Below are 22,719 nucleotides of genomic sequence, written 5' to 3' on the forward strand. Positions count from 1 at the left end.
TCTGTTGCGGATACTCACCGGCCACCTCCCTGTGACGGCGGAAGCTGGTCGGACGGCGTCCCAGGAACGGTGCCCGGCACCGGAGCGCGCTGCTCGTTGTCACCGCTGAGAATGCCGAACGGCAAGATCAGCGACGGCGTCTTCACACCCGCGGTGATCTGATCGGTGATCTCCTTGCAGTGATCGAGAAGTGGGCGCATCTGCTTGCCGAGCGCCTCGAATTTCGGATCGCCGGGCATCAGCTTGCTCAGGTCGAGCATCTTGCATACCGCTCCGAACGGGTCCTGCAGATCGGTGAAATTGGCCCGCATATCAAGCGTGCCCGACTCACCATTGTGCACATTGATCAGATTGCTCAGCGCCAGCGGCAAAACCGGCAGCGCGGCGGCCAGATCATCGCGCTTGTCGGAGAGGGTCTTGGTCAGCTGGGTCAGCGCCTGCGCGTTGTCCGCGATCAGGTCCCGGTTATCGTCGATGAACCTCGCGACATCGCCGAGGCCGACCGAGAGCAGATTCAGGGCCTCACCAAGGTTCTGGCGTTCACCGGCGAGGAATCCGGAGAGATCCGCGAGCTGGGTATTGAACTCGCGTACCTGCGCATCGTTCTGGCTCAGCATGGTCACGAAGGTCTGCAGGTTCTTGACGGTGTCGAAGATGTCTCCGCGCGCGTCCGACAGATACCGTGCCGCGTGCGAGAGCTGAGTGAGGCTGTTGGACAACGCTTCTCCGTTGCCTGCCAAATTCGCCGCCGAGGTACGCACGAGATCGTTCACCGCGCCATCGGCGTTGGCGCCGTTGGGGCCGAGCGCATTCGACAGTTCGGTGATGCTCTGGTACAGCTGATCGACCTCGACGGGAGTCATCGTGCGCTCACGCGGGATGGTCGCGGTGCGCGCCATCTTCGGCCCACCGGTGTAGACCGGCGTCAGCTGGATATAACGGTCGGAAACCACCGACGGGGTGATCTGCGCGGCCTTGGCTTCGGCGGGCACATCGTATTTGCGGTCCACACTCATGACGACCCTGACCTGATCGCCCATCGGATCGACCGAATCCACCGACCCCACCGGCACACCAAGGATGCGCACGTCCGAACCCTGATAGATACCGACGGAACGATCGAAATAGGCGGTGATCTTGGTGGTCGTCGCACGATCGAACAACCACCACAGGACACCGGCCACCGCCACCGCGACCACCGCGACCAGCGCGATGGCGATCTTGGTACCGCGCCCGGACGACCGTAGAGCGGTCAAGGGTTCTTTTCGCCAGCTTGCCGCCATGTCAGTTACCTTCCAAAGGGCCAAGCGAACGCACCGGCGGCCGATCGCCGGGGATCTCCGGCAGACCCGGCGGAATCAGGTTGACGATCACCGCATCGAACCAACGGCCGGTACCGAGCACATTGGCGTAGAGGCCGTAGAACGGGGCCGCCAGCTCCAGCGTCTTGGAAATGTTCTGCTGGTTGGAGTTGAGCAGGTCGATGGATGCCTTCAGGTTGGTCAGGGCCGGGCCGATCTGCTCCTCGTTATCGTGCACCAGCGCCGACAGCTCCGATGCGACCGTCTTGGCGCCGGCGAGCAACTGCGAGATCGCCTGCTGGCGCACATTGAGTTCGGTAAGGAGCTGACCGCCAGAGGCCAGCAGGCGCTCGAACTGGGCATTGCGATCCGCGAGAACCTGGGTGGTCTGTTTGGTCGCGGCGAACATCCGCTTCAGTTCCTCGTCGCGTTTACCGAGGGTTTCCGAGAGCCTTGCCACACCATCGATGGAATTGCGGATCTCCGGCGGTGTCGTCTCGAACGCGTCCGAGAGCACCCGCATGCTGGTGGCGAGCTGCGCGGTGTCGATCTGGTCGATGTTCTTCGCCGCGTCACTGAACGCGTCTACGACGTCGTAGGGAGACACGGTGCGCGACAACGGGATTCGCTGACTCGGATCGGCGGGCTCGGCCCCTTTCGGATCCAGCGCCAGATACTTCTGACCGAGGACGGTCTTGATCTGGATGGAGGCGGTGGTCTCGTTGCCGACCCACGCGTCCTTGGTACGGAAGTCGATGAGCACCCGGTCACCAGCCAGCCGCACGTCCGAAACCGCCCCGACCTTGACGCCCGCGATCCGGACCTCGTTCCCCTTCTTGACCCCGGCCGCTTCGGTGAACTCGGCGGTGTATTTGGTGCCCGCGCCGATAAGCGGCAGCCGGTCGAGGAAGAACGCCGACACCGTTACCAACAGCACCATCACCAGGCCGAGCACACCGAGGAACGCGGGGCTGCGCTTGCCGAGCAGGATCCGGTCGTCCATCTAGCGCCCCTTCCCACTGCAGCGTGGCGCGGCGTTGGTGTAGAGCGGCTGGTTGATCGTCGGCAATCCGGACGGCAGGTTGAGCTGCGGCGCATCCGCCGACCCCGGTCCGACGACAAGGTCGATTCCGCACAGATAGAACTGGAACCACGAGCCGTAACTGCCGGCCCTGCCGAGCTTTTCCATCTTGATCGGCAGGTTGGTCAGTGCCTGGTTCACGTCGTCCTCACGCTCGTTGAGAGTGCCGGTGAGCTGGTTGAGTCCGGCGATCGAACCTTGGAGCGAGGGGCGGGTAGGAACCAGCAGATCGGCGGTGGCCGAAGCCAGATTGCCCAGCGACGTCACCGAACGGCCGATCGTGTCGCGCTCAGCGGCCAGCCCACTGACCAGTGCTTCGGTATTGACGATCAGCTGATCGAAGTTGTCCTCGCGCTGATTGATCGTGTCGAGCACCGAGGTCAGGTTCTTCACGAGTTCACCGATCACGGCGTCCTTGTCCGCGATCTTGTTGGTCAGGCTCGCGGTGCTCGCCACCAGATCCTTGATGGTGCCCTGTTCGCCCTGGAACACCTGGATGATCTCGAAGGACAACTTGTTCACATCGTCGGCGGTGAGTGTTTGGAACAGCGGCCGGAAGCCGTTGAACAGGGTGGTCAGGTTCAATGCCGGACGGGTGTGCTCCAGTGGAATGGTCGCGCCCTTGTTGATCTTGCGGCCCTGTTCGCCCGCTCCCTGCTCGAGTGCGATGTAGCGCTGGCCGACCAAGTTGCGGTAGCGAATGGTCGCAGTGGTGGAGGCGGGCAGCCAATTACGGTCGGACAGTTCGAATTTCACCTCGGCCAATCGCTTTTCCACGATCGAGACCTTGGTGACCGTACCGACTCGGACACCGGCGATGCGCACGTCGTCGCCCACGTTGAGCGACGTGACATCGGTGAAACTGGCCTTGAACTCGGTGCCACGGCCGCTGTAGTTCGCGATGGACAGACCGAGCACGGTGGTTGCGAAAATCGTGACGAGCACGAAGATGACCAGCTTGGTCAGCGGCGATCCCACGCCACGCAGCTTCTGTTTCATCGCACGCTCACCTCGCTTCCGCGGAATGCGGGCGCCCCGATCCGGGTCACCCAGCCGGGCACCTGGTCAGGTGAAACACCGTTCGCCGCACCATAGATCGCGCCGAGGGTCTGCTGCTCTATGGGCGATCCCGCTGCGGTCGGTGTACTTCCGGCCGGGTAGACACCGAATTGTGGTGCTTCCAGCTGTCCGGTCACCTGGTCACCCGGATTACGGCTCGGCACCGCATACGATCCGTCATTGTTCGGGCCGCCGGTGTACTGCCCCGGGTCGACACCCTGCGGGTATTCCGGCACACACCACGGTCCACGGTCGTCGAGCCAGCGTGGCTCGTCCTGGTTGGGCAGGTACTTGCCGCGGGTATTGACCAGCTCGATCGTCACCCGGGAGCCGGGACGGTCGGTGCCCTTGCCGAAGAGCCTGTCGATGCGCGGCTTCATCTTCGCGAAGTTCGCCAACGCACAGGCGTAGGTCGGCGAGTAGGTCGCAAGCAGTTCCAGCGCGGGCCGGGAATCGGCGGCCAGATCAATGATGTTGTCGTGGTTAGCGATCAGGAAGTCGGCGGTGTTAGCTGCGGACGGAGTCAGCGTGGCCAGCAACGTGTCGATCTGCGAACGCTTCTGCACGATGGTCGCGTTGGTGGTGCGCAGGTTGTTCAACGCATCGACCAGCTGTGGCGCGGCATCGGAGTAGGTCGCGGCCACATCGGCGAAACTCGCCAGATCCTGTTGCAGATCCGGCATCACCACATTGACCTCGCGGAAGATAGTGTCCAGCTTGTCCAACGTCTCACCAAGTGCCAGCCCCTGCCCCGACAGCGCCTGCGACAGCGAACCGAGGGTGGCGGCGAGATCCTGCGGCGGAATCGCCTGCAACAGTGGCAGCAGATCGTCGAGCAGCTTGCTGATCTCGATCGCGTTGCCGCTGATGTCCTGGTACAGGGTCACGCCGTTGGTCAAATGGTGCGCGCTGGGTTCGTCTGGGATCACCAGATCCACATACCGCTCGCCGAACAGCGTCTTCGGCAGCAACCGCGCCGTCGCGTTCACCGGAATCTGGCTGGCCTTATCCGGTTCGAGCGCGAGCTCCAGGGTGACGGTGCCGCCCTCGGATCGAGTCGACCGGACCTCACCGACATTGACCCCACGCACTTTGACATCCGCGTCGCGGGTGAGCGCATTGCCCACGCTGTCGGTGATGAGGTCGACGTCAACGGTCTTCACGAATTGCTTGTTGTAGATCGCGATGGTGCTCCACAGAAACAGCGCGCAGATCACGAAGAAGGCAATTCCCAGAATGCGCACGCGCAGCTTCGCAGTGGAGCGCCAAGCTGTCACCGCACTCATCCGGCAACCCGCACTGTCGTCGTGGTCCCCCAGATTGCCAGGCTCAGGAAGAAGTCGAGCACATTCACGAGCACGATCGCCGCACGCACCGCCCGGCCGACCGCTACGCCGACCCCCGCGGGTCCGCCGGTGGCATGAAAGCCGTAATAGCAATGCACCATAATGATTACGAACGCGAATACCAGCACCTTGAGGAACGAATACAACACGTCCTCTGGTGGTAGGAACAAACTGAAATAGTGGTCATACGAGCCGCTGGATTGTCCGTTGAACCAAATACTGATCATTCGCGACGCCAGGAAAGTACCGAGCAAACCCACGATGTACAGCGGAATAACCGCGAGGAATCCGGCTATCACGCGCGTGGTGACCAGGAACGGCACGCCCGGCACCGCCATCACTTCTAGCGCGTCGATCTCCTCGGAAATTCTCATGGCACCGAGTTGCGCGGTGAAACCACAACCGACCGTTGCCGATAGCGCGAGCGCGGCCACCAGCGGCGCGATCTCGCGGGTATTGATATAGGCGGTGAGGAAGCCGGTCAACACCGAGCTACCGAGCGCATCGAGCGCCTTGAAGCCTTGCAGGCCGACCACGACACCGACCGAGCCGGACATGAACACGATGACGCCGATGGTGCCGCCGATAACGGCCAGCGCACCGGTCCCGAAGGTCACCTCGGCCAGCAGCCGCATGACCTCCTTGCGGTAGTGCACAGCGGTACGCGGAATCCAGGCGATGGCGCGGCTGTAGAACGACATCTGCTCGCCCGCGCGATCGATCACATTCAGTGGCATGCGGGCGATTTCACCCGCCCGGCGGGCGGACTTGGCCAGGACCGGGTTGCGATACGAAGTGGCCACCGGTCAGGCGCCCTTGGCGGGGACGACCTGGAGATACACCAGGGTGAGTACCAGGTTCACGAAGAACAACACCAGGAACGTGATCACCACGGATTGGTTCACCGCGTCACCGACTCCTTTCGGGCCCCCCTTGGGATGCAACCCTTTGTACGCGGCGATTACGCCGGCGATCAGACCGAAAACCAGCGCCTTGATCTCACCGATCCACAGGTCCGGCAGCTGCGCCAGCGCGGAGAACGAGGCCAGATAGGCGCCCGGTGTGCCGCCCTGCAACAGCACGTTGAAGAAATAGCCACCGGCGATACCGACAACCGACACCAGGCCGTTGAGCAGCAGCGCCACCAGCGTCATGCCGAGAACCCGTGGCACGACCAGCTTTTGCACCGGGTCGACACCGAGCACCTCGAGCGCGTCGATCTCCTCACGAATGGTGCGCGAACCGAGATCCGCGGCCACCGCCGACCCGGCGGCACCCGCGATGATCAGCGCGGTGACGACCGGGGCGGCCTGTTGCACGGTAGCGAGCACACTGGTTGCGCCGGTAAAGGACTCGGCACCGAGCTGCTTTATCAGCGAGCCGGTCTGAAGCGCAACAACTGCGCCGAACGGGATTGCCACCAGCGCACTGGGCAGAATCGAAACACTCGCGATGAACCACGACTGTTCGATGAACTCGCGCAACTGAAAAGGCCGTTTGAACGTCTTGCGCACAACATCTAGGAAGAGCGCAAAGATATTGCCGGCCTGGGCAAACCCCGACTCCAATGGAGTCCGCAATCGCGCCAGGTTGGAATTCACGATCGCAGATGTTACCCGCTAGTTGTGTTGTGGCGCACGGTAGTGTCGAACGACCCACCCTGGTATCCGCCCCAGTCACCATTCTGATACGCCATCACCTGCGTGTCATCGTTCTCCGCAAGTGACTCACGAATCGCCGCTTGGGCCGCGTGCGGGAGGGTGTGCAGGATCTCGCGCACCCGCGCCTTGCGGCGCTGCACTGCCTGCCGGATCGGCATGCCGGGGGTCGCCTGCATCTGCGGATAGATGCCCTCGACGGCCTCGACGCCGCCGTGATGATGGCCGGCGTCGACCATCGCCTGCTCGTGCGCCATCTGCGCTTCGTCTTTTTCCTCGCTCATGCCGATCGGCCCCAGCATGCTGCCGTGCAGGAACTGCTTCACGACCGGCTCGTCGCTGGTGAGCAGCACCTCGCGGGGACCGAACATGGTCAGGTTCCGCCTGAACAACATGCCGATGTTGTCGGGCACCGTACGGGCGAGGTTGATGTTGTGCGTGACGATGAGAATCGTCGCGTCGATCTGCGCGTTGATGTCGATCAGCAACTGGCTGATGTAGGTGGTACGAACTGGATCGAGACCGGAGTCGGGCTCGTCGACCAGGATGATCTGCGGATCGAGTACCAGTGCGCGTGCCAGCCCGGCACGCTTGCGCATACCGCCGGAGATCTCACCAGGCAGCTTGCCTTCGGCCCCGAGCAGACCGGTCAGCTCCAGCTTCTCCAGGACGATCTTCTTGACCTCCGATTCCGGCTTCTTCGTGTGCTCGCGCAGCGGGAAGGCGACGTTGTCGAAGAGGTTCATAGAGCCGAACAGCGCGCCGTCCTGGAACAGCACGCCGAATAGCTTGCGAATCTCGTACAGATCCTTGTTCGAGCAGGTGGTGATATCGACGCCGTCGATGAAGATCGATCCCCGCTCCGGACGGAGCAGACCGATGAGAGATTTCAGGAACACGGACTTACCAGTACCCGACGGGCCGAGTAGGGCACTGACCTCACCCGAGGGCAGCGTCAGGGAGACATCCTGCCAAATCCGCTGCGAGCCGAAAGACTTCGTAACACCCTCGGTCCTGACCTCGATGCCCACGCCAACCTCCACAATTCTCAGCGAGCAGCCCACCGGCGTACCACGAAATTCGGCTGTCGCGGTGTGTCGCGTCACAGTGGGTTCGGCCACTGTATCCCATGGACGAGTCGCGGCACACCCCAACCTGACTGAAGAGTAACCCCCTCCCAACGCTCCAGATAATCGCACCGCCTTCGCATGGCGTCGGACAAACCAAACGGGCGGCCCCCCACTGGGGACCGCCCGTCGGCGACTATTTCGTATTCGAGAAGTCGCGAATTACTTGACGGAGACCTTGGCGCCGGCCTCTTCCAGCTTCGCCTTGGCGGCCTCGGCCGCATCCTTGGCAACCTTCTCCAGGATCGGCTTCGGGGCACCCTCGACCAGGTCCTTGGCTTCCTTCAGGCCCAGACCCGAGACGATCTCACGGACCACCTTGATGACCTGGATCTTCTTGTCGCCCGCACCCTCGAGGATGACGTCGAACTCGTCCTGCTCTTCGGCGGCCTCAGCCGGGGCACCGGCGACACCGGCGGCGGCGACGGCGACCGGAGCAGCCGCGGTGACCTCGAACTTCTCCTCGAACTTCTTCACGAAGTCCGACAGCTCGAGCAGGGTCATGCTGCCGAAGGTCTCGAGCAGTTCGTCAACGTTGGCCATGATGTTGTTCCTTTCGGTAGTTGATGTCTCGATGGGCGAGCCGCACGCGAATCACCCGGTGTGGGTTATTCAGCGGCGGCGGTTTCGCCACCGGCTTCGGCCTGCTTCTTCTCCACGAGCGCGGCGGCCAGGCGGGCCACCTGCGATGCGGGAGCGTTGAACAGACCAGCAGCCTTCGCCAGGTTGCCCTTCATGGCGCCGGCCAGCTTGGCCAGCAACACCTCGCGGGACTCGAGATCGGCGATCTTCTCGACCTCGGTCACGGACAGCGGAGCGCCGTCCATGTACCCGCCCTTGATGATGAGGGCCTTGTTTTCCTTGGCGAAGGTCTTGAGCGCCTTCGCCGCGTCGACCGGCTCGCCCTGAATGAAGGCGATCGCGGTCGGTCCGACGAACAAGTCGTCAAGTCCTTCGACGCCCGCTTCCGCGGCCGCACGCTTGACCAGGGTGTTCTTGGCGACGGAGTACGTGGCGCCCGCGCCGAGCGCGCGACGCAGATCGGTGAGCTTGCCGACCGACAGGCCACGGTATTCCGTGACAACGGTGGCCGTCGAGCTCTTGAACTGCTCCGCGATCTCTTCGACCGCAGTGACCTTCTCGGGTTTTGCCATACTTCGCCTCCTCTCTGGGTGTCGGTTCGTTATTACGAACTACCAAGCACCAGGGGTCAGCTGAAAAAGCAAACGCCCCGAACGCAGAGCGTTCCGGGGCGCAATAGGATGATCGACCCGAGCGAACTCGGACCAATTCCCAGCCTCAGATCTCCCTGCGTGGGCCGCCGGCGGCTGCCGGACCTTCGGCCGAACCCAGGCGGGAACGGCGACCAACGGTCTTCGGTAGAACGGATTGGGTAGCGATCGAACTGGTCGATAACTGTCGTTCAGACTACCCGCAAGGCCCACCATCTGCCAAAACGACCCCTCCGAAGGGCGAATCCGCACCCATTCGGGTTGGCGCCATTCTTCGAGGCACAGCGCGAAAATCTGATCACGGCGATGAAAATCGCGGCATTGCGGGATTCTCATGCCGCGTCACTGGTGGCCGCAGGCGCGGTCGTCGTGTGCGCGCTTGTCGTCGCGATCTTGCTGCCGTGGGGCGGGCAGCAGGGCGATTCGGTGCTGCTCGGCTGGCGCAGGACCCCGCAAACCCTGGACGATCGGCCCGAATAGAGAAGCTGCGATTCATACCGGTACGGCGAGGGCCTCATTGGCAGCGGCCGTTTCAGACGCGAGCCGCGTGCCGAACCAGGCGTTCGAGCGCTTCGAGCGCGCCGGTGCGGAATTCGGCGGTGGCGACCAGCCGTCCGGTCCGACGGCGTCGCGGGCCACCGGCAGTCTGACGCAGGTCTGCGGGTCGACATCGGCGCCGACGTAGCCGAGCACGCTCGTCAGGGTCATGGCGGCCCCTTCGCCGCGACCCGGCGCCGCCACGATGAGAAAGGCCGTCGGCTTCTCGTAGAGATCGCCGGTGCCCACTGTCCAGTCCAGCAGGTTCTTGAAACTGCCCGGCAGGGTTCCCGCGTATTCGGGCGTGCACAGCAGCACGGCGTCGGCGCGCGAAAGCTGTTCGCGCAGCGCGACTACCGACGGATGGCCGGTGCCGTCGTCGTCTGGGCTGAAGGCGGGCAGGTCGATCAGGCCGTCATACCACGTGGTTTCGACGCCGCCAGGGGCGATCGCCCGCACGGTGCGCAGCGCGGCCGAATTGGTCGAAGCACTGCGCGTACTTCCCGAGATCAGCAGAACAACGGTCACACCATGGGCCAACGGCCGCTGCGGGCGTTTTAGTCCGGCACTATCGACTCCGGGAAACCGCAACGGCGGGAACGCGATTCGCGTTCCCGCCGTTGCGGTTCAACTCAGGTGCTGCTTACGCGTCCTCGTCGAGGAGGTTGCGGGTGCGGTTCGGGTCCACCGGGATGCCCGGTCCGGTGTTCGTCGAGACCGTCACCTTCTTGACGTAGCGGCCCTTGGCGGTCGACGGCTTGGCGCGCAGGATCTCATCCAGCGCGGCACCGTAGTTCTCCACCAGCTTGGCATCGTCGAAGGACGCCTTGCCGATGACGAAGTGCAGGTTGGCCTGCTTGTCGACGCGGAAGTTGATCTTGCCGCCCTTGATGTCGTTGACGGCCTTGGTCACATCGTTGGTGACCGTGCCCGTCTTCGGGTTCGGCATCAGGCCACGCGGTCCGAGGACACGCGCGATCCGGCCGACCTTGGCCATCTGGTCCGGGGTAGCGATCGCGGCGTCGAAATCGAGCCAGCCGCCCTGAATCCGCTCGATCAGATCCTCGGCGCCAACGGCGTCCGCACCGGCGGCCTCGGCCTCGGCGGCCTTCTCGCCGGCCGCGAACACGATGACGCGGGCGGTCTTGCCGGTGCCGTGCGGCAGGTTGACCGTGCCACGGACCATCTGGTCGGCCTTGCGGGGATCCACACCGAGACGAACGGCGACCTCGACGGTCGCGTCGGTCTTGGTGGAAGCGGTCTCCTTCGCCAGCCGCGCGGCGGCGAGCGGGGAGTAGAACTGATCGCGATCGACCTTCTCGGCCGCGGCGAGATACGCCTTGCTTCGTTTTGCCATGTTTCTCTGTCCTTGTTCTGAGTCAGAAGTGGTTATCGGGCCTGGCCGGCCCTCCCACTCGATCTACTGGTCAGCCCGCTTGTGATCACGGGCTTCGCTACCCTCAGCCTTCGACGGTGATACCCATCGAACGAGCCGTACCCGCGATGATCTTCGCCGCCTGATCGATGTCGGTGGCGTTGAGATCCTCGGCCTTGGTCTTGGCGATCTCCCGGACCTGGTCCATGGTGACCTTGGCGACCTTGGTCTTGTGCGGCTCGGCCGAACCCTTCTGAACACCGGCGGCCTTGAGCAGCAGCCGGGCGGCGGGCGGGGTCTTCAGCTTGAAGTCGAACGTCCGGTCCTCGTACACCGAGATCTCGACCGGAATGACGTTGCCACGCTGCGACTCGGTCGCGGCGTTGTACGCCTTGCAGAACTCCATGATGTTGACGCCGTGCTGACCGAGCGCGGGGCCCACCGGAGGGGCGGGGTTCGCCTGGCCGGCCTGGATCTGAAGCTTGATGATCCCGGCGAGCTTCTTCTTCTTGGGGGGCATCTTTCTTTCCTAGGTGTCTGTTTTCCTTGCTCTTTGCAAGATTTAAGGGGGCAGCTAGATCTTCGCGACCTGCGTGAACGCCAGCTCGACCGGGGTCTCGCGACCGAAGATCGACACAAGCACCTTGAGCTTCTGCTGCTCGGCGTTGACCTCGGAGATGCTGGCGGGCAGTGTTGCGAACGGGCCGTCCATCACGGTCACCGACTCGCCAACCTCGAAATCGACCTCGATGACCGGCTTGGCCACCACGTCCGCGGTGCCGCCCTCGCTGCTGGCGGCAGCGGCGGCAGCAGGCTTCTTCTGCTGCTCCACGGCGGGCACCAGGAACTTCACCACGTCGTCGATGGACAACGGCGAAGGCCGTGAGGTCGCGCCGACGAATCCGGTGACACCGGGGGTGTTGCGCACGGCGCCCCACGACTCGTCGTTCAGTTCCATCCGGACCAGGATGTAGCCGGGCAGCACCTTGCGGTTGACGTGCTTGCGCTGGCCGTTCTTGATCTCGGTGACCTCTTCGGTCGGCACCTCGACCTGGAAGATGTAGTCCTCCAGGTCCAAGTTCTGCACGCGGGTCTCGAGGTTGGCCTTGACCTTGTTCTCGTAGCCCGCGTAGGAGTGAATGACGTACCAGTCGCCGGGAGCGCGGCGCAGCGCCGCCCTCATCTCAGCGGCGGGATCGGCAGGCTCCGCGTCGATCGGCGCGAGCTCTGTGTCAGCGGGCTCGGATTCGTCCACAGTCTCTTCGGCGTCCACAGCATCGACCTGCGCGGGCTCCTCTACGGAGTCGGAGGTTGCCTCCACGGCGTCGTCGACCGGGAACTCGTCGGTTGTGTCGTTCTCCGGGGTGCTCACTGGGGCACTCGCTTCCTGTGTCGTCACGTACATCCTCTGCGTGCCGGGGCCGGGCGCGCGACGGAAATCGCTCCGTCCGTGTCCGCCCCGGGGATCGGCTACCGCCATCAGCGTCGTTGTGCTAGCCGAACAGCCAGTTGACACCCTTGATGAACGCCAGATCCAACCCGCTGATGAACGCGACCATAAAAATCACGAACACCAGAACAACGCTCGTATAGGTGACCATCTGTTTCCGGTTGGGCCAGATGACCTTACGCAGTTCCGCGATTACCTCGCGAAGGAACTTGATCAAGCGCTTGAACGGGTTACCCGTCTTGCGCTCGGCCCGATCGGTCTTCTTGGTTGCCTTGCGCAACGACGGCCGCTCGATCGTGGCGACCGCGCCCGAATCGGACGACGCACTGCGTGTCCGCCGAGCGGACCGCTTGCCGCTCGGCCGACTCACCGAGGCGGTGTCGTCGCCATCGTCGGCCGCATGCGCGCCGCGGCGAGTATCCCGCTCGTCGCTCATGCGTGCGCCTCGCTCACGTCGATCCTTTCGTCGCTGGCATCCAGGGCAGGGGCGACAGGACTTGAACCTGCAACCTGCGGTTTTGGAGACCGCTGCTCTGCCAATTGAGCTACGCCCCTTCGGCTGGACGATCATGGCTGTCCAGCCACTGTTCTTATTCAGTTGTGTCCTGTTGTCACACAACGCGCGCTACTCCGGCAGTTGCCGGCCCCGTGACAGTCCTTCGGAAGTCGCTTCGTCCGGACCGTCTGGAACCAGCCCTACAGAGCAGCGCGCAACGGCTGGTGACCCCAGAAACCTGAGTGTACGTTACCGGCCGCGGCATTAGCCAATCAGGGTGGACCGACGCTTATGCCAGCTGCACCGTAGCGGTTGCGCGACCGAAGATCTTCTTGCCGAGCGACCTCGCCACGATCGCGACGACAGCAGTCCGCGATTCCGGATCGACCGACTTCACTTTACCCGTGAACTCGACCTCGGCAGGCTCCTCGGTGCCCACATAGACGGGGCTGGTAAAGCGGACGTTGTACTCCTTGACGGCACCGGGATCGCCGAGCCACGACGTGACGAAACCGCCACCGAGACCCATGGTGAGCATGCCATGCGCGACCACATTGTCCAGGTCGACGAGCTTGACGACTTCGTCGCTCCAGTGGATCGGGTTGGCGTCGCCTGAGACACCGGCATAGTTCACCAGGTCACCACGGGTCACACGGACGGTGCGCGGTGGTAGCTCGTCGCCGACGGTCACCTCGTCGAAGCTGATCGCACGCCGACTCGGGACGATCTCGGCGGCCTGGGCGGTAGCCGCCGGAACGGGCGCGCCGTCGACCTTGGTACGCGGATGGTGACCGGGGGCGTCCTCATCGATGCCATGCATCAACACATTGCGGACCGCGCCCTGCAGATTGGGATCGATATCACCGCCACTGCGGCCGATCAACGTGGTGTAAGTGGTGAGCACCAGCTCGTCGTTCGCCGTCACGATGTTCTTGGTGACGATGATGTCGCCACCGAACGCCTGCCGGAACGAGTGCAGGTAGACATCGCAGACCAACTGGTCGCCGACCTTGATCGGGCGGTGGAATTCCAGGATCTGGTCGGTCTGCATGATCTGGCTCAGGTCATAGCCCGTGACAATATTTTCGAACAGCTTGCGCTGCGCCAGAATGCCGACCAGGGAGATAAAGGTCAGCGGGGCAAGCAGGCCGTCATAGCCGTACTCCTGCGCGACGTCTTCTTCCCAGTGCACCGGGTGGTAGTCCTGCACGGCGCGGGCGTATTCACGAACCTTCTCGCGGCCGACCTCGTAGTAGTCGTCGACGCGATAGTGGTGACCGACCATGGCCGCTGCGTGTGCCGCCGGATCGAGGATCTCGTCCGTTCCGACCGCTTCGTCTGTACCGGTGTTGATTGTCACGGGAGGACTGTACCTATCTGACCCCGCTGCCGGAGTCGGCGGAGCGTCCACGCCACCGCATTCGCGCCGCAAAACGCATCAGGGCCGGACATTCGTCCGGCCCTCGCAGTTGTCACGGCCCGAGTAACCGGGAGACGATCTCCCGGAGTCGATCTACGCGGCAGCAAGCACGCGTAGCGGACTAGCGGGATTCGCGGTGCGCCCGGTGCGTGCCACAGTTCGGGCAGAACTTCTTCAGTTCCAGCCGATCCGGGTCATTGCGCCGGTTCTTCTTGGTGATGTAGTTACGATGCTTGCACTGCTCGCAGGCCAAGGTGATCTTTGGCCGGACATCGGTGGACTTCGCGGCCACGACATTCCTTCTTTCGGGTCAACCAGATGGTCTGATCGGTTTTGGTAGCGATGGCCGGACTTGAACCGGCGACACAACGATTATGAGTCGTTTGCTCTACCGACTGAGCTACACCGCCACGGTCGCATTGCCTACGTGCCGCGCCCGGCCCCACAATTGTGGAAAATAGCGATGCCGAGTCGGTCACCACCGGCAATCCGGCGAGCCCCCTAACGGAATCGAACCGTTGACCTTTTCCTTACCATGGAAACGCTCTACCGACTGAGCTAAGGGGGCATGACTACTTCCGCACCGTGGTCCAGCTACTTGACTCCGGCGCGGCGAAGTCTTGAACGAGGTTACACACTCACCGGTCGCAGTTCCAAACCGGGTGGTCAGAGCGGTATTGCGGCGGCCAAACAGACAGGCCGCCGACCACGCTACCGGTAGTTGACGAACTGCAGCGCGATACCGAAGTCTTCGCCCTTCAACAGCGCGATGATCGCCTGCAGGTCATCACGCTTCTTGCTGCTCACCCGCAGCTCGTCGCCCTGGATCTGCGCTTTCACACCTTTGGGGCCTTCATCGCGGATCTTCTTGGATATCTTCTTGGCGTGCTCGGTGTCGATGCCCTGCACCAGCGTGCCGGTGATCTTGAAGGTCTTTCCGGATGCGACCGGCTCGCCCGTGTCGAACGCCTTCAGCGAGATATCGCGCCGAATCAGCTTCTCCTTGAACACCTCCAGCGCGGCCTTGACCCGCTCCTCCGCCTCGGCGGTCAGCACGATCTTTTCCTCACCGGACCATTCGATCCCCGCCCCGGTGCCACGAAAGTCGTAGCGGGTGGTCAGCTCCTTCTCCGCCTGATGCAGGGCGTTGTCGACCTCCTGCCGATCGACCTTGCTGACGACATCGAAAGACGAATCAGCCACACTGCGCTCCTGTTCTTACGGCCCGACGGGCTCACGTACACCGATGCTCCGGTCTTGATCAGTTCTACCCGGCAGGCCGACGGTAGTCGCGTCGCACGGCCGTTGGCCAGCCGGTTTGCATTCGGGGTCGGGGTTCGTTGTAAGCTGCTGTGCGCGCCGAGAAGCGCAACGGCAGATTGCCCGAGCGGCCAATGGGAGCAGACTGTAAATCTGTCGGTGAAAGCCTACGTAGGTTCGAATCCTACATCTGCCACCGAATAACCCCCGTCGATCATGATCGACGGGGGTTTCCCTTTTCCTGGATGTTCGTGGAGACGCTACGCGCCTATGAGCAGGAGCTGGCCGTGGAACACGACTGAGCGGGACCGCGCGGCGTTAAGCGATCAATAGTTGCGGTTGCCGCCTGCCATTTCCTCGAGGCGGGCGATCCGATCCGCCATCGGGGGGTGCGTGGAGAACCAGCGAGCGGCGCGTTCACCCGCCCGGAACGGGTTGGCGATCATCAGATGGGACTGCGCGGTCAGCTGTGGTTCCGGCGGCAACGGGGCGGCTTGGACACCGCGTTCCAGCTTGCGTAATGCGGACGCGAGGGCCAGCGGATCACCGGTCAGTTCGGCTCCGGATTGGTCGGCCTGATACTCACGAGAGCGGGAAACGGCCAGCTTCACCAACGTGGCGGCGATCGGGCCGAGCAGCGAAACCAGCAGCACGCCGAGGATATTGGTCCCCCCGTTGTTACGGTTGCCGCCGAACATCGACGCGAAGAACGCCAGGTTGGCCAGGCCGGAGATGACCGCGGCCATGGCGCCCGCGACCGAGGAGATCAGGATGTCGCGGTTGTAGACGTGCGAGAGCTCATGGCCGAGCACGGCACGCAATTCCCGTTCGTCGAGAATCTGCAGGATGCCGGTGGTGCAGCAGACCGCGGCGTGGCGCGGGTTGCGGCCGGTGGCGAACGCGTTGGGGGCAGTGGTCGGGCTGATGTAGAGCCGCGGCATCGGCTGGCGCGCGGCCGTCGCGAGCTCACGCACGATCCGGTACATCACGGGGGCTTCCAGCTCACTGACCGGCTGCGCGTGCATGGCCTTCAACGCGAGCTTGTCGCTGTTGAAATACGCATAAGCGTTCATGCCGACGGCGAGCAGGATCGCCAGTATGAGGATGGTGGGGCTGCGGAACATCGCACCTGCGAACACGATCAACGCCGACAGGCCGACCATGAGCCCGAACGTCTTCAACCCATTCGCATACCCATGCCCGTGCATACGTCTCCTCGCCCACTCCCCCGTTCTTCGAGTGCCCTACAGGAGATCAACGACGGATCCCCATGGCAAAGTTCCTGGGGAAATACGTGGCGAACTCAACCCACGCGTTCGATGGTGTAGCGGACCAGGTGCACGAGTGCCTCATTGGCGGGACCGGCGGGCAGCGCGGAAAGTTCGGCGTATGCGAGGTCCGCGTAGTCTTGCAACTTTTCCTTGGCCAGCACCATGCCGCGCGAACGGGCTAGCAGCCCGAGCGCCTCCTCGACCTCGTCGTCGCTCTCCAACGGATGGGCAAGGAGTTTCCGCAGCCGATCGCCCTCGGCGCCCTCCTCACGCAGTGCGTACAGAACCGGCAGGGTGTGCACCCCTTCGCGCAGGTCGGTGCCGGGGGTCTTACCGGATTGTTCGGCCGCCGAGGAGATGTCGATGATGTCGTCGGAGATCTGGAACGCGGTGCCGACGGCGTCACCGAGCCGGGCCAGCCGTTCGACGTGTTCGGCATCGGCGCCGGAGAAGCTGCCGCCGAAGCGCCCCGCGGCGGCGATGAGCGAGCCGGTCTTTTCCCAGACCACGCGCAGGTAATGCTCCACCGGGTCCTGGGACTCGCGGGCACCCATGGTCTCGCGCATTTGACCGGTCACCAATTCGGCGAAGGTTTCGGCGATGATCCGTACCGCGTCGGGGCCGAGCGTCGAGGTCAGTCGCGACGCGTGCGCGAAGAGGTAGTCGCCTGCGAGGATCGCGATGTTGTTGCCCCAGCGGGAGTTCACGCTCGGGGCGCCACGACGCATCGAAGCCTCGTCCATGACGTCGTCGTGGTAGAGGGTCGCCAGGTGCACCAGTTCGACCACGGTGCCCGCAGTGATCAGGGCGGGATCGGTCGGGCGTGGCCCGAGTTGCCCGGTGAGGATGGTGAACAGCGGACGGAATCGCTTGCCGCCGGCCTTGGCCAGATGTAGCGCCGCTTCCTGGAGAAAGGTCTCGCCGTCCGACAGCTCATCGATCAGGAGCTTTTCGACGTTTTCCAAGCCATTGCGAACCGTCGCCGCGAGCTCGGGACCACCGAGATCGACCCCGGCAACCACCGTGCCCTCGGCACTCATTGCTGATGTGCTCATTTCTTCTCCCAGCGATGCGTCCGACCCCACGGTAGAGAACCTAGCGTGTCCCCGCCCGATGGCCCCATGAACACCGTCACTATGCGGTCTATCAGACAATTTTGCACCGTGTTTTCAGTGGAGTGCCGCAGCGGCGGGTCGCGGGTGACCTATCCACCGTCGACATCAATAAACCTGCCCTGCAAGTATTGAGCGCATGGGTTCACCGGATGTCACACCCGTAGGCCAGGACGGGGATACACACGGCGCACTGCCCGCCCGGACCGAGGTGCTCGTCGTCGGGGCGGGGCCGGCCGGGTCAGCGGCGGCCGCATGGGCCGCGCGGGCGGGGCGTGACGTATTGCTCACCGATGCCGCGGTGTTTCCCCGGGACAAGACCTGCGGCGACGGGCTGACCCCGCGCGCGACGGCGGAACTGGAGAACCTCGGGCTCGGTGATTGGCTGCGCGCGCATACGGTCAATCACGGTCTGCGGATGACTGGTTTCGGCCGCGAGGCGCTGCTGCCGTGGCCGAGCGGCTCGTTCCCGACCTACGGAAGTGCGGTTCCCCGAACCGAACTCGATGACAAGCTGCGCGATACGGCAGGGAAGTCCGGGGCCAGGATGCTCGACGGCACCAAGGTCGTCGATGTCACACGCGAGGGCGACCGGGTCACCGGTGTGACGGTCAAGACCGCCGATGGCACCCGGTCGATCGGATGCGAAACGCTGGTTGTCGCCGACGGGGTGCGCTCGCCGATCGGCAAACTGCTCGGCCGGACCTGGCATCGGCAGTACGCCTATGGTGTCGCGGCCCGCGCGTACATCAAATCCGCGCGCAGCGACGATCAGTGGATAACCTCGCATATGGAGCTGCGCGACGCAGACAATGTGCTTGTCCCGGGCTACGGCTGGGTGTTCCCGCTCGGCAATGGCGAGGTGAATATCGGTGTCGGTTCGCTGGCCACCGAGAAGCGGCCATCGCATATCGCCTTGAAGCCGCTACTGGAGCATTACACCTCGCTGCGGCGCGAGGAGTGGCAGTTCGAGGGCTCACTGCGCGCCGTCGCGTCGGCGTTGCTGCCGATGGGTGGCGCGGTCTCGAATGTCGCCGGACGCAATTGGGTGCTGATCGGCGATGCCGCGGGCTGCGTGAACCCGCTCAACGGCGAGGGCATCGACTATGGACTGGAGGGCGGGCACCTGCTCGCGGGGCTGCTCGACGAGCCGGATCTGACCCGGGTGTGGCCGGAATTGCTGTGTGCGCGGTACGGGCGGACATTCTCGGTGGCGCGGCGCATTGCCGGGCTCGCCACCCACCCGCGGATGGTGCCGCTGGGCGGGCCGCCGGTAATGCGGTCGAAGTATCTACAGCGCACCGCGGTTCGCGTAATGGGCAATCTGGTCACCGATGAGGACGTGGATATGACGGCACGGGCTTGGCGGGCCGCGGGCCGGGCTTCCATGCGCGCCGACGAACTCGCGCCGTTCTCGTCCGCTCCTGCGCGTATTTAGCCGACCGGTGGGCGGTCGGTGGCCTGCGTCGCGGCCCGACAGTAGTGTGAAAGGTCGCCGATTGGGTGTTCCCGGGAGTTACCAATGTGCTCACGAAATCAGCGGTTGCGAAACGAGCTCCGATGAGCGGACTGCCAGCGCTCTACCTGCTGCCGCATTTGCGGCGGGCACGTGATCATGCGGATCGCAACTACGCCGAGCCATTGAATCTGGATCAATTGGCTGCTGCGGCAGGAGTTTCCAAATACCACTTCCTGCGAGCGTTTTCGGCGGTCTACGGGAAGACGCCTGCGGCATATCTGGCGGAACGGCGGATCGAGCGGGCGCAGGATCTATTGCGGGCTACCAATTTGACCGTGACCGAGGTCTGCATGATGGTCGGCTACAGCAGCCTCGGGTCGTTCAGCAGCAAGTTCCGGCAGCTGGTCGGGACGACACCGTCGGAGTATCAGGCCAAATTCGCCGACGGCGCACCCAGGATTCCCGGCTGCTATGTCTTCATGCACGGCCTTTCGGACCGTAAACCTCCTGGCCCGCAGGACTAGCGATCCCCGACACCGCAATTTCGGAGAAGCCGGGCGGGCGGGCGGGACAATAGCCTGTAGCTCATGACAAACATTTCGAATGTCTCGCTGGTCACCGTTTATGTGAACGATCAGGACGCCGCCAAGCAGTGGTACATCGACAAACTCGGATTCGTGGAGTCCAGCGACATCACCATGGGCGACAACGGGTTTCGCTGGGTCAGCGTGGTGCAGCCGGACCATCCAGAGCTCGAGGTGACGCTGATGATCCCCGGACCACCGCTGGACGACAATCTCGCCGACGCCATCAAGCGGGCGCTGGCGAACGGAACTCACGGTGCGCTCGGCCTTAAAACCGCGGACTGCCAGAAGGCATTCGAGGATTTGACCGCCAAGGGGGTCGAGTTCATTCAGCCGCCGGCCGAACGCCCGTACGGCACCGAGGCGATCATTCGCGACAATTCGGGAAACTGGCTGGTGCTGGTCGAGCCGAAGGAATTCGTGCGGCCGGAGTAGATCAGCGACCGGGGCTGATGAGTTGCGGCGGCGGCAAGTAGCCTGTGGCGGTGTCGGAAACCAGCCAGTCAGATGGGCGGCCGCCCCGCCTACGACGGGCCAGGATCAGTGTTCTCACCGTCGCGATCGCGATCAGTGTGCTCGTCGGGCTATTGGTGCTCGCCGCCTGGCGCAACGACTGTCTGATCAGCTCGGACAAGGGCGTGACGACCGCCGAGGTGCTTTCGGCCGGACGGCTGCGTTCGGCGGTCATGTTCGTCACGCCCGACGGCGAGACCCACAATCCGAAGGTCGGCGTGTTGTATCCGACAAATCTCACCGCGGGCGAGCGCATCAATGTCGAATACAACCGTGACGATCCCGACTTGGTCCGAGTAGCCGGACGCGATGCGTTCGTAGCGCTGCTGCCCGCACTCTCGGTGCTCATCGTGGTGTGGCTGCTCACGCTGCCGACGCTGTGGATTCTGCGGCGTGTCGGACGTCGGCCCCGATAGTTCGCCGGATTTTTCCGTAACCGTCACGTCTGCGTGACGACACGGCGCGCTGCGCGAGTCAGGCTGGGATGGTGCGCGTAGCCATCGTTTCGGAGTCGTTCCTGCCGAATATGAACGGCGTCGTCAATTCCGTGCTCCAGGTGCTCGACCACCTGGACCGGCACGGTCATGAGGCGCTGGTCGTCGCTCCGGATACACCGCGCGGGCAGCCCGCCGCCCCCCGCTTCTACGGCCGCTTCCCGATACATCGGGTGCCGGCGGTGATGGTGCCGAAAATCAGTTCGCTGCCGGTGGGACTGCCGCAGCCGGGCATTACCGCGGCCATCGCCGCGTTCAACGCGGATGTGGTGCATCTGGCCTCGCCGTTTCTGCTCGGCGCCGGTGGACTCGCCGCGGCGACCCGGCTGGACCTGCCGTCGGTGGCGATCTATCAGACCGATGTCGCCGGTTTCGCCAAGAGTTACGGGCTCGGGCTGGCCGGTCGCGCGGCCTGGGGCTGGACCCGGCGCATCCACGAGGGCGCGACACGAACGCTGGCGCCCTCGCGTGCGGCCGCCGAGGATCTGGCTCGGCATGGGATTGCGCGGGTGCATCGGTGGGGTCGCGGGGTCGACATCGTGCGCTTCACACCATCGGCGCGCCGCGATGAACTGCGCGAATCCTGGTTGCGCGGTAAGGACAGGCTACTGGTCGGGTTCGTCGGGCGACTGGCTCCGGAAAAGCACGTTGAGCGGCTCGCGGTGCTGGCGGCCGACCCTGATATCCAGCTGGTGATCGTGGGCGCCGGACCGGAACGCGATCGGCTCGCCCGCATGATGCCAACGGCGGTATTCACCGGGGAACTCGGCGGCGACGAATTGGCGCGGGCGTACGCGAGCCTGGATGTGATGGTCCACGCGGGCGAACACGAGACGTTCTGCCAGGGCGTACAGGAGGCGCTGGCGTGCGGGGTTCCGGTTATCGGCCCGGACGCGGGCGGACCGCGCGACCTGATCGCGCACTGCCGCGACGGATATTTATTACCCGTCGACCGATTCACCGAGCTACTACCAAGTGCCGTTGCGGCACTGCATGATCCGTCCCTGCGCACCCGATTCGCCGCGTCCGCCCGCAAGTCGGTCCTGCACCGAACCTGGCCGGCCATCTGCGCCGAGCTTATGGGCCACTACGCCGAGGTCTCCGGCATCCGGATCCGGTTGCCGTATACGGCGTGATCTATATGGCATCCCCATTCCGGTGACCGGGGTACCCGACCGGGTGGGCGAGCCTTAGGGTCGTGTGGTGGCGAAAACAGAGCAGCGGGAATCGATTCGGGCCTCGCTGGATAAGCAGCCGCGCGAGGTCGCGTCGATGTTCGATGGGGTCGCGAAGCGGTACGACATCACCAACACCGTCATTTCCGCAGGCCAGGACCGCTACTGGCGCTGGGCAGTGCGTAAGGCGGTGGCGCCTCGGCCCGGCGAGCGGGTGCTCGACCTCGCGGCCGGTACCGGAGTATCCACCCTCGACCTGGCGAAATCCGGCGCCTGGTGTTTGGCGGCCGACTTCTCCGAGGGCATGCTCGCCGCGGGAAAGTTCCGTAATGTGCCGATGGTCGCCGCCGATGCGACCGCGCTACCCTTCGCCGACGATTCGTTCGACGCGGTGACGATCTCCTACGGACTGCGCAATATCTCCGAAAGCGAACAGGCGCTGCGCGAGATGCTGCGGGTCACCAAGTCGGGTGGCCGTTTGGTGGTATGCGAATTCTCCACACCCATCATTCCGGTTTTCAGCACCGTGTACATGGAATACCTGATGAAGGCGTTGCCGAAGGTGGCCCGTGCGGTGAGCAGCAATCCCGATGCCTACGTCTACCTGGCCGAATCCATTCGAGCGTGGCCCAATCAGAAGCAGCTCGCTTTGCGGATCGCCGACGCGGGCTGGTCGTCGGTGAGGTGGCGAAATCTGACCGGCGGGATCGTCGCGCTGCACCGCGCCTACAAGCTCTGAGCGCCCCGATCTCACCGCCACGATTTCCGG

At 64.0% G+C, this 22,719-nt stretch carries 26 protein-coding genes and 4 tRNA genes; 8 read left to right on the forward strand and 22 right to left on the reverse strand.

The window, feature by feature from the left end:
- Nucleotides 1-14: 14 nt before the first annotated feature.
- The 9 genes from LKE06_RS03585 to rplJ form a co-directional block, all read right to left on the reverse strand.
- Nucleotides 15-1,283, reverse strand: a complete 1,269-nt coding sequence (locus tag LKE06_RS03585) for an MCE family protein (RefSeq protein WP_227997182.1) — start codon at nt 1,281-1,283, stop codon at nt 15-17.
- 1 nt (nt 1,284) lies between these two features.
- Nucleotides 1,285-2,304, reverse strand: a complete 1,020-nt coding sequence (locus LKE06_RS03590) for an MCE family protein (protein WP_227997183.1) — start codon at nt 2,302-2,304, stop codon at nt 1,285-1,287.
- Complete coding sequence (locus LKE06_RS03595) at nt 2,305-3,381, reverse strand: MCE family protein (protein WP_227997184.1); 1,077 nt, start codon at nt 3,379-3,381, stop codon at nt 2,305-2,307.
- Complete coding sequence (locus tag LKE06_RS03600; protein WP_227997185.1) at nt 3,378-4,727, reverse strand: MCE family protein; 1,350 nt, start codon at nt 4,725-4,727, stop codon at nt 3,378-3,380. Before LKE06_RS03600 ends, LKE06_RS03595 begins: the two co-directional genes overlap by 4 nt.
- Nucleotides 4,724-5,524, reverse strand: coding sequence for an MlaE family ABC transporter permease (locus LKE06_RS03605; protein ID WP_227999264.1), 801 nt, complete (start codon nt 5,522-5,524; stop codon nt 4,724-4,726). Before LKE06_RS03605 ends, LKE06_RS03600 begins: the two co-directional genes overlap by 4 nt.
- Before the next feature lie 69 nt (nt 5,525-5,593).
- Nucleotides 5,594-6,388: an MlaE family ABC transporter permease gene (locus LKE06_RS03610; RefSeq protein ID WP_227997186.1), complete on the reverse strand. Its 795-nt coding sequence runs from the start codon at nt 6,386-6,388 to the stop codon at nt 5,594-5,596.
- An 11-nt stretch (nt 6,389-6,399) separates the two neighbouring features.
- Nucleotides 6,400-7,476, reverse strand: a complete 1,077-nt coding sequence (locus LKE06_RS03615) for an ABC transporter ATP-binding protein (protein WP_227997187.1) — start codon at nt 7,474-7,476, stop codon at nt 6,400-6,402.
- A 258-nt stretch (nt 7,477-7,734) separates the two neighbouring features.
- Nucleotides 7,735-8,115: a 50S ribosomal protein L7/L12 gene (rplL, locus tag LKE06_RS03620; protein ID WP_227997188.1), complete on the reverse strand. Its 381-nt coding sequence runs from the start codon at nt 8,113-8,115 to the stop codon at nt 7,735-7,737.
- Between the two features lie 65 nt (nt 8,116-8,180).
- Nucleotides 8,181-8,726 carry a 50S ribosomal protein L10 gene (gene rplJ, locus LKE06_RS03625; protein ID WP_227997189.1) on the reverse strand — a complete coding sequence of 182 codons (546 nt, stop codon included), beginning with the start codon at nt 8,724-8,726 and terminating at the stop codon, nt 8,181-8,183.
- 339 nt (nt 8,727-9,065) lie between these two features.
- On the opposite strand from rplJ, the gene LKE06_RS03630 reads away from it, so the two are divergent.
- A complete protein-coding gene (locus LKE06_RS03630; RefSeq protein ID WP_372477278.1) occupies nt 9,066-9,284 on the forward strand; it encodes a hypothetical protein in 219 nt (72 codons plus the stop codon).
- 12 nt (nt 9,285-9,296) lie between these two features.
- On the opposite strand, the gene LKE06_RS03635 is transcribed toward LKE06_RS03630, so the two are convergent.
- From LKE06_RS03635 to LKE06_RS03685, 11 genes are all read right to left on the reverse strand, one after another.
- The gene (locus tag LKE06_RS03635; protein ID WP_308188291.1) at nt 9,297-9,800 is read right to left on the reverse strand and encodes an NADPH-dependent FMN reductase; all 504 of its coding nucleotides are present in this window, start codon (nt 9,798-9,800) and stop codon (nt 9,297-9,299) included.
- Nucleotides 9,801-9,984: 184 nt separating this feature from the next.
- On the reverse strand, nt 9,985-10,698 hold the full coding sequence (rplA, locus tag LKE06_RS03640) for a 50S ribosomal protein L1 (RefSeq protein WP_227997191.1): 714 nt from the start codon (nt 10,696-10,698) through the stop codon (nt 9,985-9,987).
- A gap of 103 nt (nt 10,699-10,801) precedes the next feature.
- Nucleotides 10,802-11,236, reverse strand: coding sequence for a 50S ribosomal protein L11 (rplK, locus tag LKE06_RS03645; RefSeq protein WP_227997192.1), 435 nt, complete (start codon nt 11,234-11,236; stop codon nt 10,802-10,804).
- A gap of 54 nt (nt 11,237-11,290) precedes the next feature.
- Nucleotides 11,291-12,088 (reverse strand): transcription termination/antitermination protein NusG, encoded by a 798-nt coding sequence (nusG, locus tag LKE06_RS03650; RefSeq protein WP_372477344.1) that lies wholly within the window; start codon nt 12,086-12,088, stop codon nt 11,291-11,293.
- A gap of 121 nt (nt 12,089-12,209) precedes the next feature.
- Complete coding sequence (gene secE / locus LKE06_RS03655) at nt 12,210-12,602, reverse strand: preprotein translocase subunit SecE (protein ID WP_227997193.1); 393 nt, start codon at nt 12,600-12,602, stop codon at nt 12,210-12,212.
- A gap of 46 nt (nt 12,603-12,648) precedes the next feature.
- Nucleotides 12,649-12,721 (reverse strand) — tRNA-Trp (locus LKE06_RS03660).
- A 230-nt stretch (nt 12,722-12,951) separates the two neighbouring features.
- A complete protein-coding gene (locus LKE06_RS03665) occupies nt 12,952-14,016 on the reverse strand; it encodes a fused (3R)-hydroxyacyl-ACP dehydratase subunits HadA/HadB (RefSeq protein WP_227999266.1) in 1,065 nt (354 codons plus the stop codon).
- Between the two features lie 187 nt (nt 14,017-14,203).
- The gene (gene rpmG, locus LKE06_RS03670; RefSeq protein ID WP_011211653.1) at nt 14,204-14,374 is read right to left on the reverse strand and encodes a 50S ribosomal protein L33; all 171 of its coding nucleotides are present in this window, start codon (nt 14,372-14,374) and stop codon (nt 14,204-14,206) included.
- A 42-nt stretch (nt 14,375-14,416) separates the two neighbouring features.
- Nucleotides 14,417-14,492, reverse strand: a tRNA-Met gene (locus LKE06_RS03675).
- 85 nt (nt 14,493-14,577) lie between these two features.
- Nucleotides 14,578-14,650, reverse strand: a tRNA-Thr gene (locus LKE06_RS03680).
- A 143-nt stretch (nt 14,651-14,793) separates the two neighbouring features.
- The gene (locus tag LKE06_RS03685) at nt 14,794-15,285 is read right to left on the reverse strand and encodes a YajQ family cyclic di-GMP-binding protein (RefSeq protein ID WP_227997194.1); all 492 of its coding nucleotides are present in this window, start codon (nt 15,283-15,285) and stop codon (nt 14,794-14,796) included.
- Between the two features lie 170 nt (nt 15,286-15,455).
- Here LKE06_RS03685 and LKE06_RS03690 point away from each other — a divergent pair.
- Nucleotides 15,456-15,538 (forward strand) — tRNA-Tyr (locus LKE06_RS03690).
- A gap of 130 nt (nt 15,539-15,668) precedes the next feature.
- On the opposite strand, the gene htpX is transcribed toward LKE06_RS03690, so the two are convergent.
- Together htpX and LKE06_RS03700 are read right to left on the reverse strand one after the other, a co-directional pair.
- A complete protein-coding gene (gene htpX / locus LKE06_RS03695) occupies nt 15,669-16,550 on the reverse strand; it encodes a zinc metalloprotease HtpX (protein ID WP_227997195.1) in 882 nt (293 codons plus the stop codon).
- 95 nt (nt 16,551-16,645) lie between these two features.
- Nucleotides 16,646-17,668 (reverse strand): polyprenyl synthetase family protein, encoded by a 1,023-nt coding sequence (locus LKE06_RS03700; protein ID WP_227997196.1) that lies wholly within the window; start codon nt 17,666-17,668, stop codon nt 16,646-16,648.
- Between the two features lie 196 nt (nt 17,669-17,864).
- Here LKE06_RS03700 and LKE06_RS03705 point away from each other — a divergent pair, with 196 nt between their 5' ends.
- The 6 genes from LKE06_RS03705 (at nt 17,865) to LKE06_RS03730 (ending at nt 22,689) form a co-directional block, all read left to right on the forward strand.
- A complete protein-coding gene (locus LKE06_RS03705) occupies nt 17,865-19,163 on the forward strand; it encodes a geranylgeranyl reductase family protein (protein WP_227997197.1) in 1,299 nt (432 codons plus the stop codon).
- 122 nt (nt 19,164-19,285) lie between these two features.
- Nucleotides 19,286-19,708: a helix-turn-helix domain-containing protein gene (locus tag LKE06_RS03710; protein ID WP_227997198.1), complete on the forward strand. Its 423-nt coding sequence runs from the start codon at nt 19,286-19,288 to the stop codon at nt 19,706-19,708.
- Between the two features lie 63 nt (nt 19,709-19,771).
- A complete protein-coding gene (locus LKE06_RS03715) occupies nt 19,772-20,203 on the forward strand; it encodes a VOC family protein (RefSeq protein WP_227997199.1) in 432 nt (143 codons plus the stop codon).
- Between the two features lie 50 nt (nt 20,204-20,253).
- Nucleotides 20,254-20,697 (forward strand): DUF3592 domain-containing protein, encoded by a 444-nt coding sequence (locus LKE06_RS03720; protein WP_227997200.1) that lies wholly within the window; start codon nt 20,254-20,256, stop codon nt 20,695-20,697.
- Between the two features lie 71 nt (nt 20,698-20,768).
- Nucleotides 20,769-21,911 carry a glycosyltransferase family 4 protein gene (locus tag LKE06_RS03725; RefSeq protein WP_227997201.1) on the forward strand — a complete coding sequence of 381 codons (1,143 nt, stop codon included), beginning with the start codon at nt 20,769-20,771 and terminating at the stop codon, nt 21,909-21,911.
- Between the two features lie 67 nt (nt 21,912-21,978).
- Nucleotides 21,979-22,689, forward strand: a complete 711-nt coding sequence (locus LKE06_RS03730; RefSeq protein ID WP_227997202.1) for a demethylmenaquinone methyltransferase — start codon at nt 21,979-21,981, stop codon at nt 22,687-22,689.
- Nucleotides 22,690-22,719: the final 30 nt, after the last annotated feature.

It is taken from the genome of Nocardia australiensis, assembly GCF_020733705.1.
Classification (GTDB): domain Bacteria; phylum Actinomycetota; class Actinomycetes; order Mycobacteriales; family Mycobacteriaceae; genus Nocardia; species Nocardia australiensis.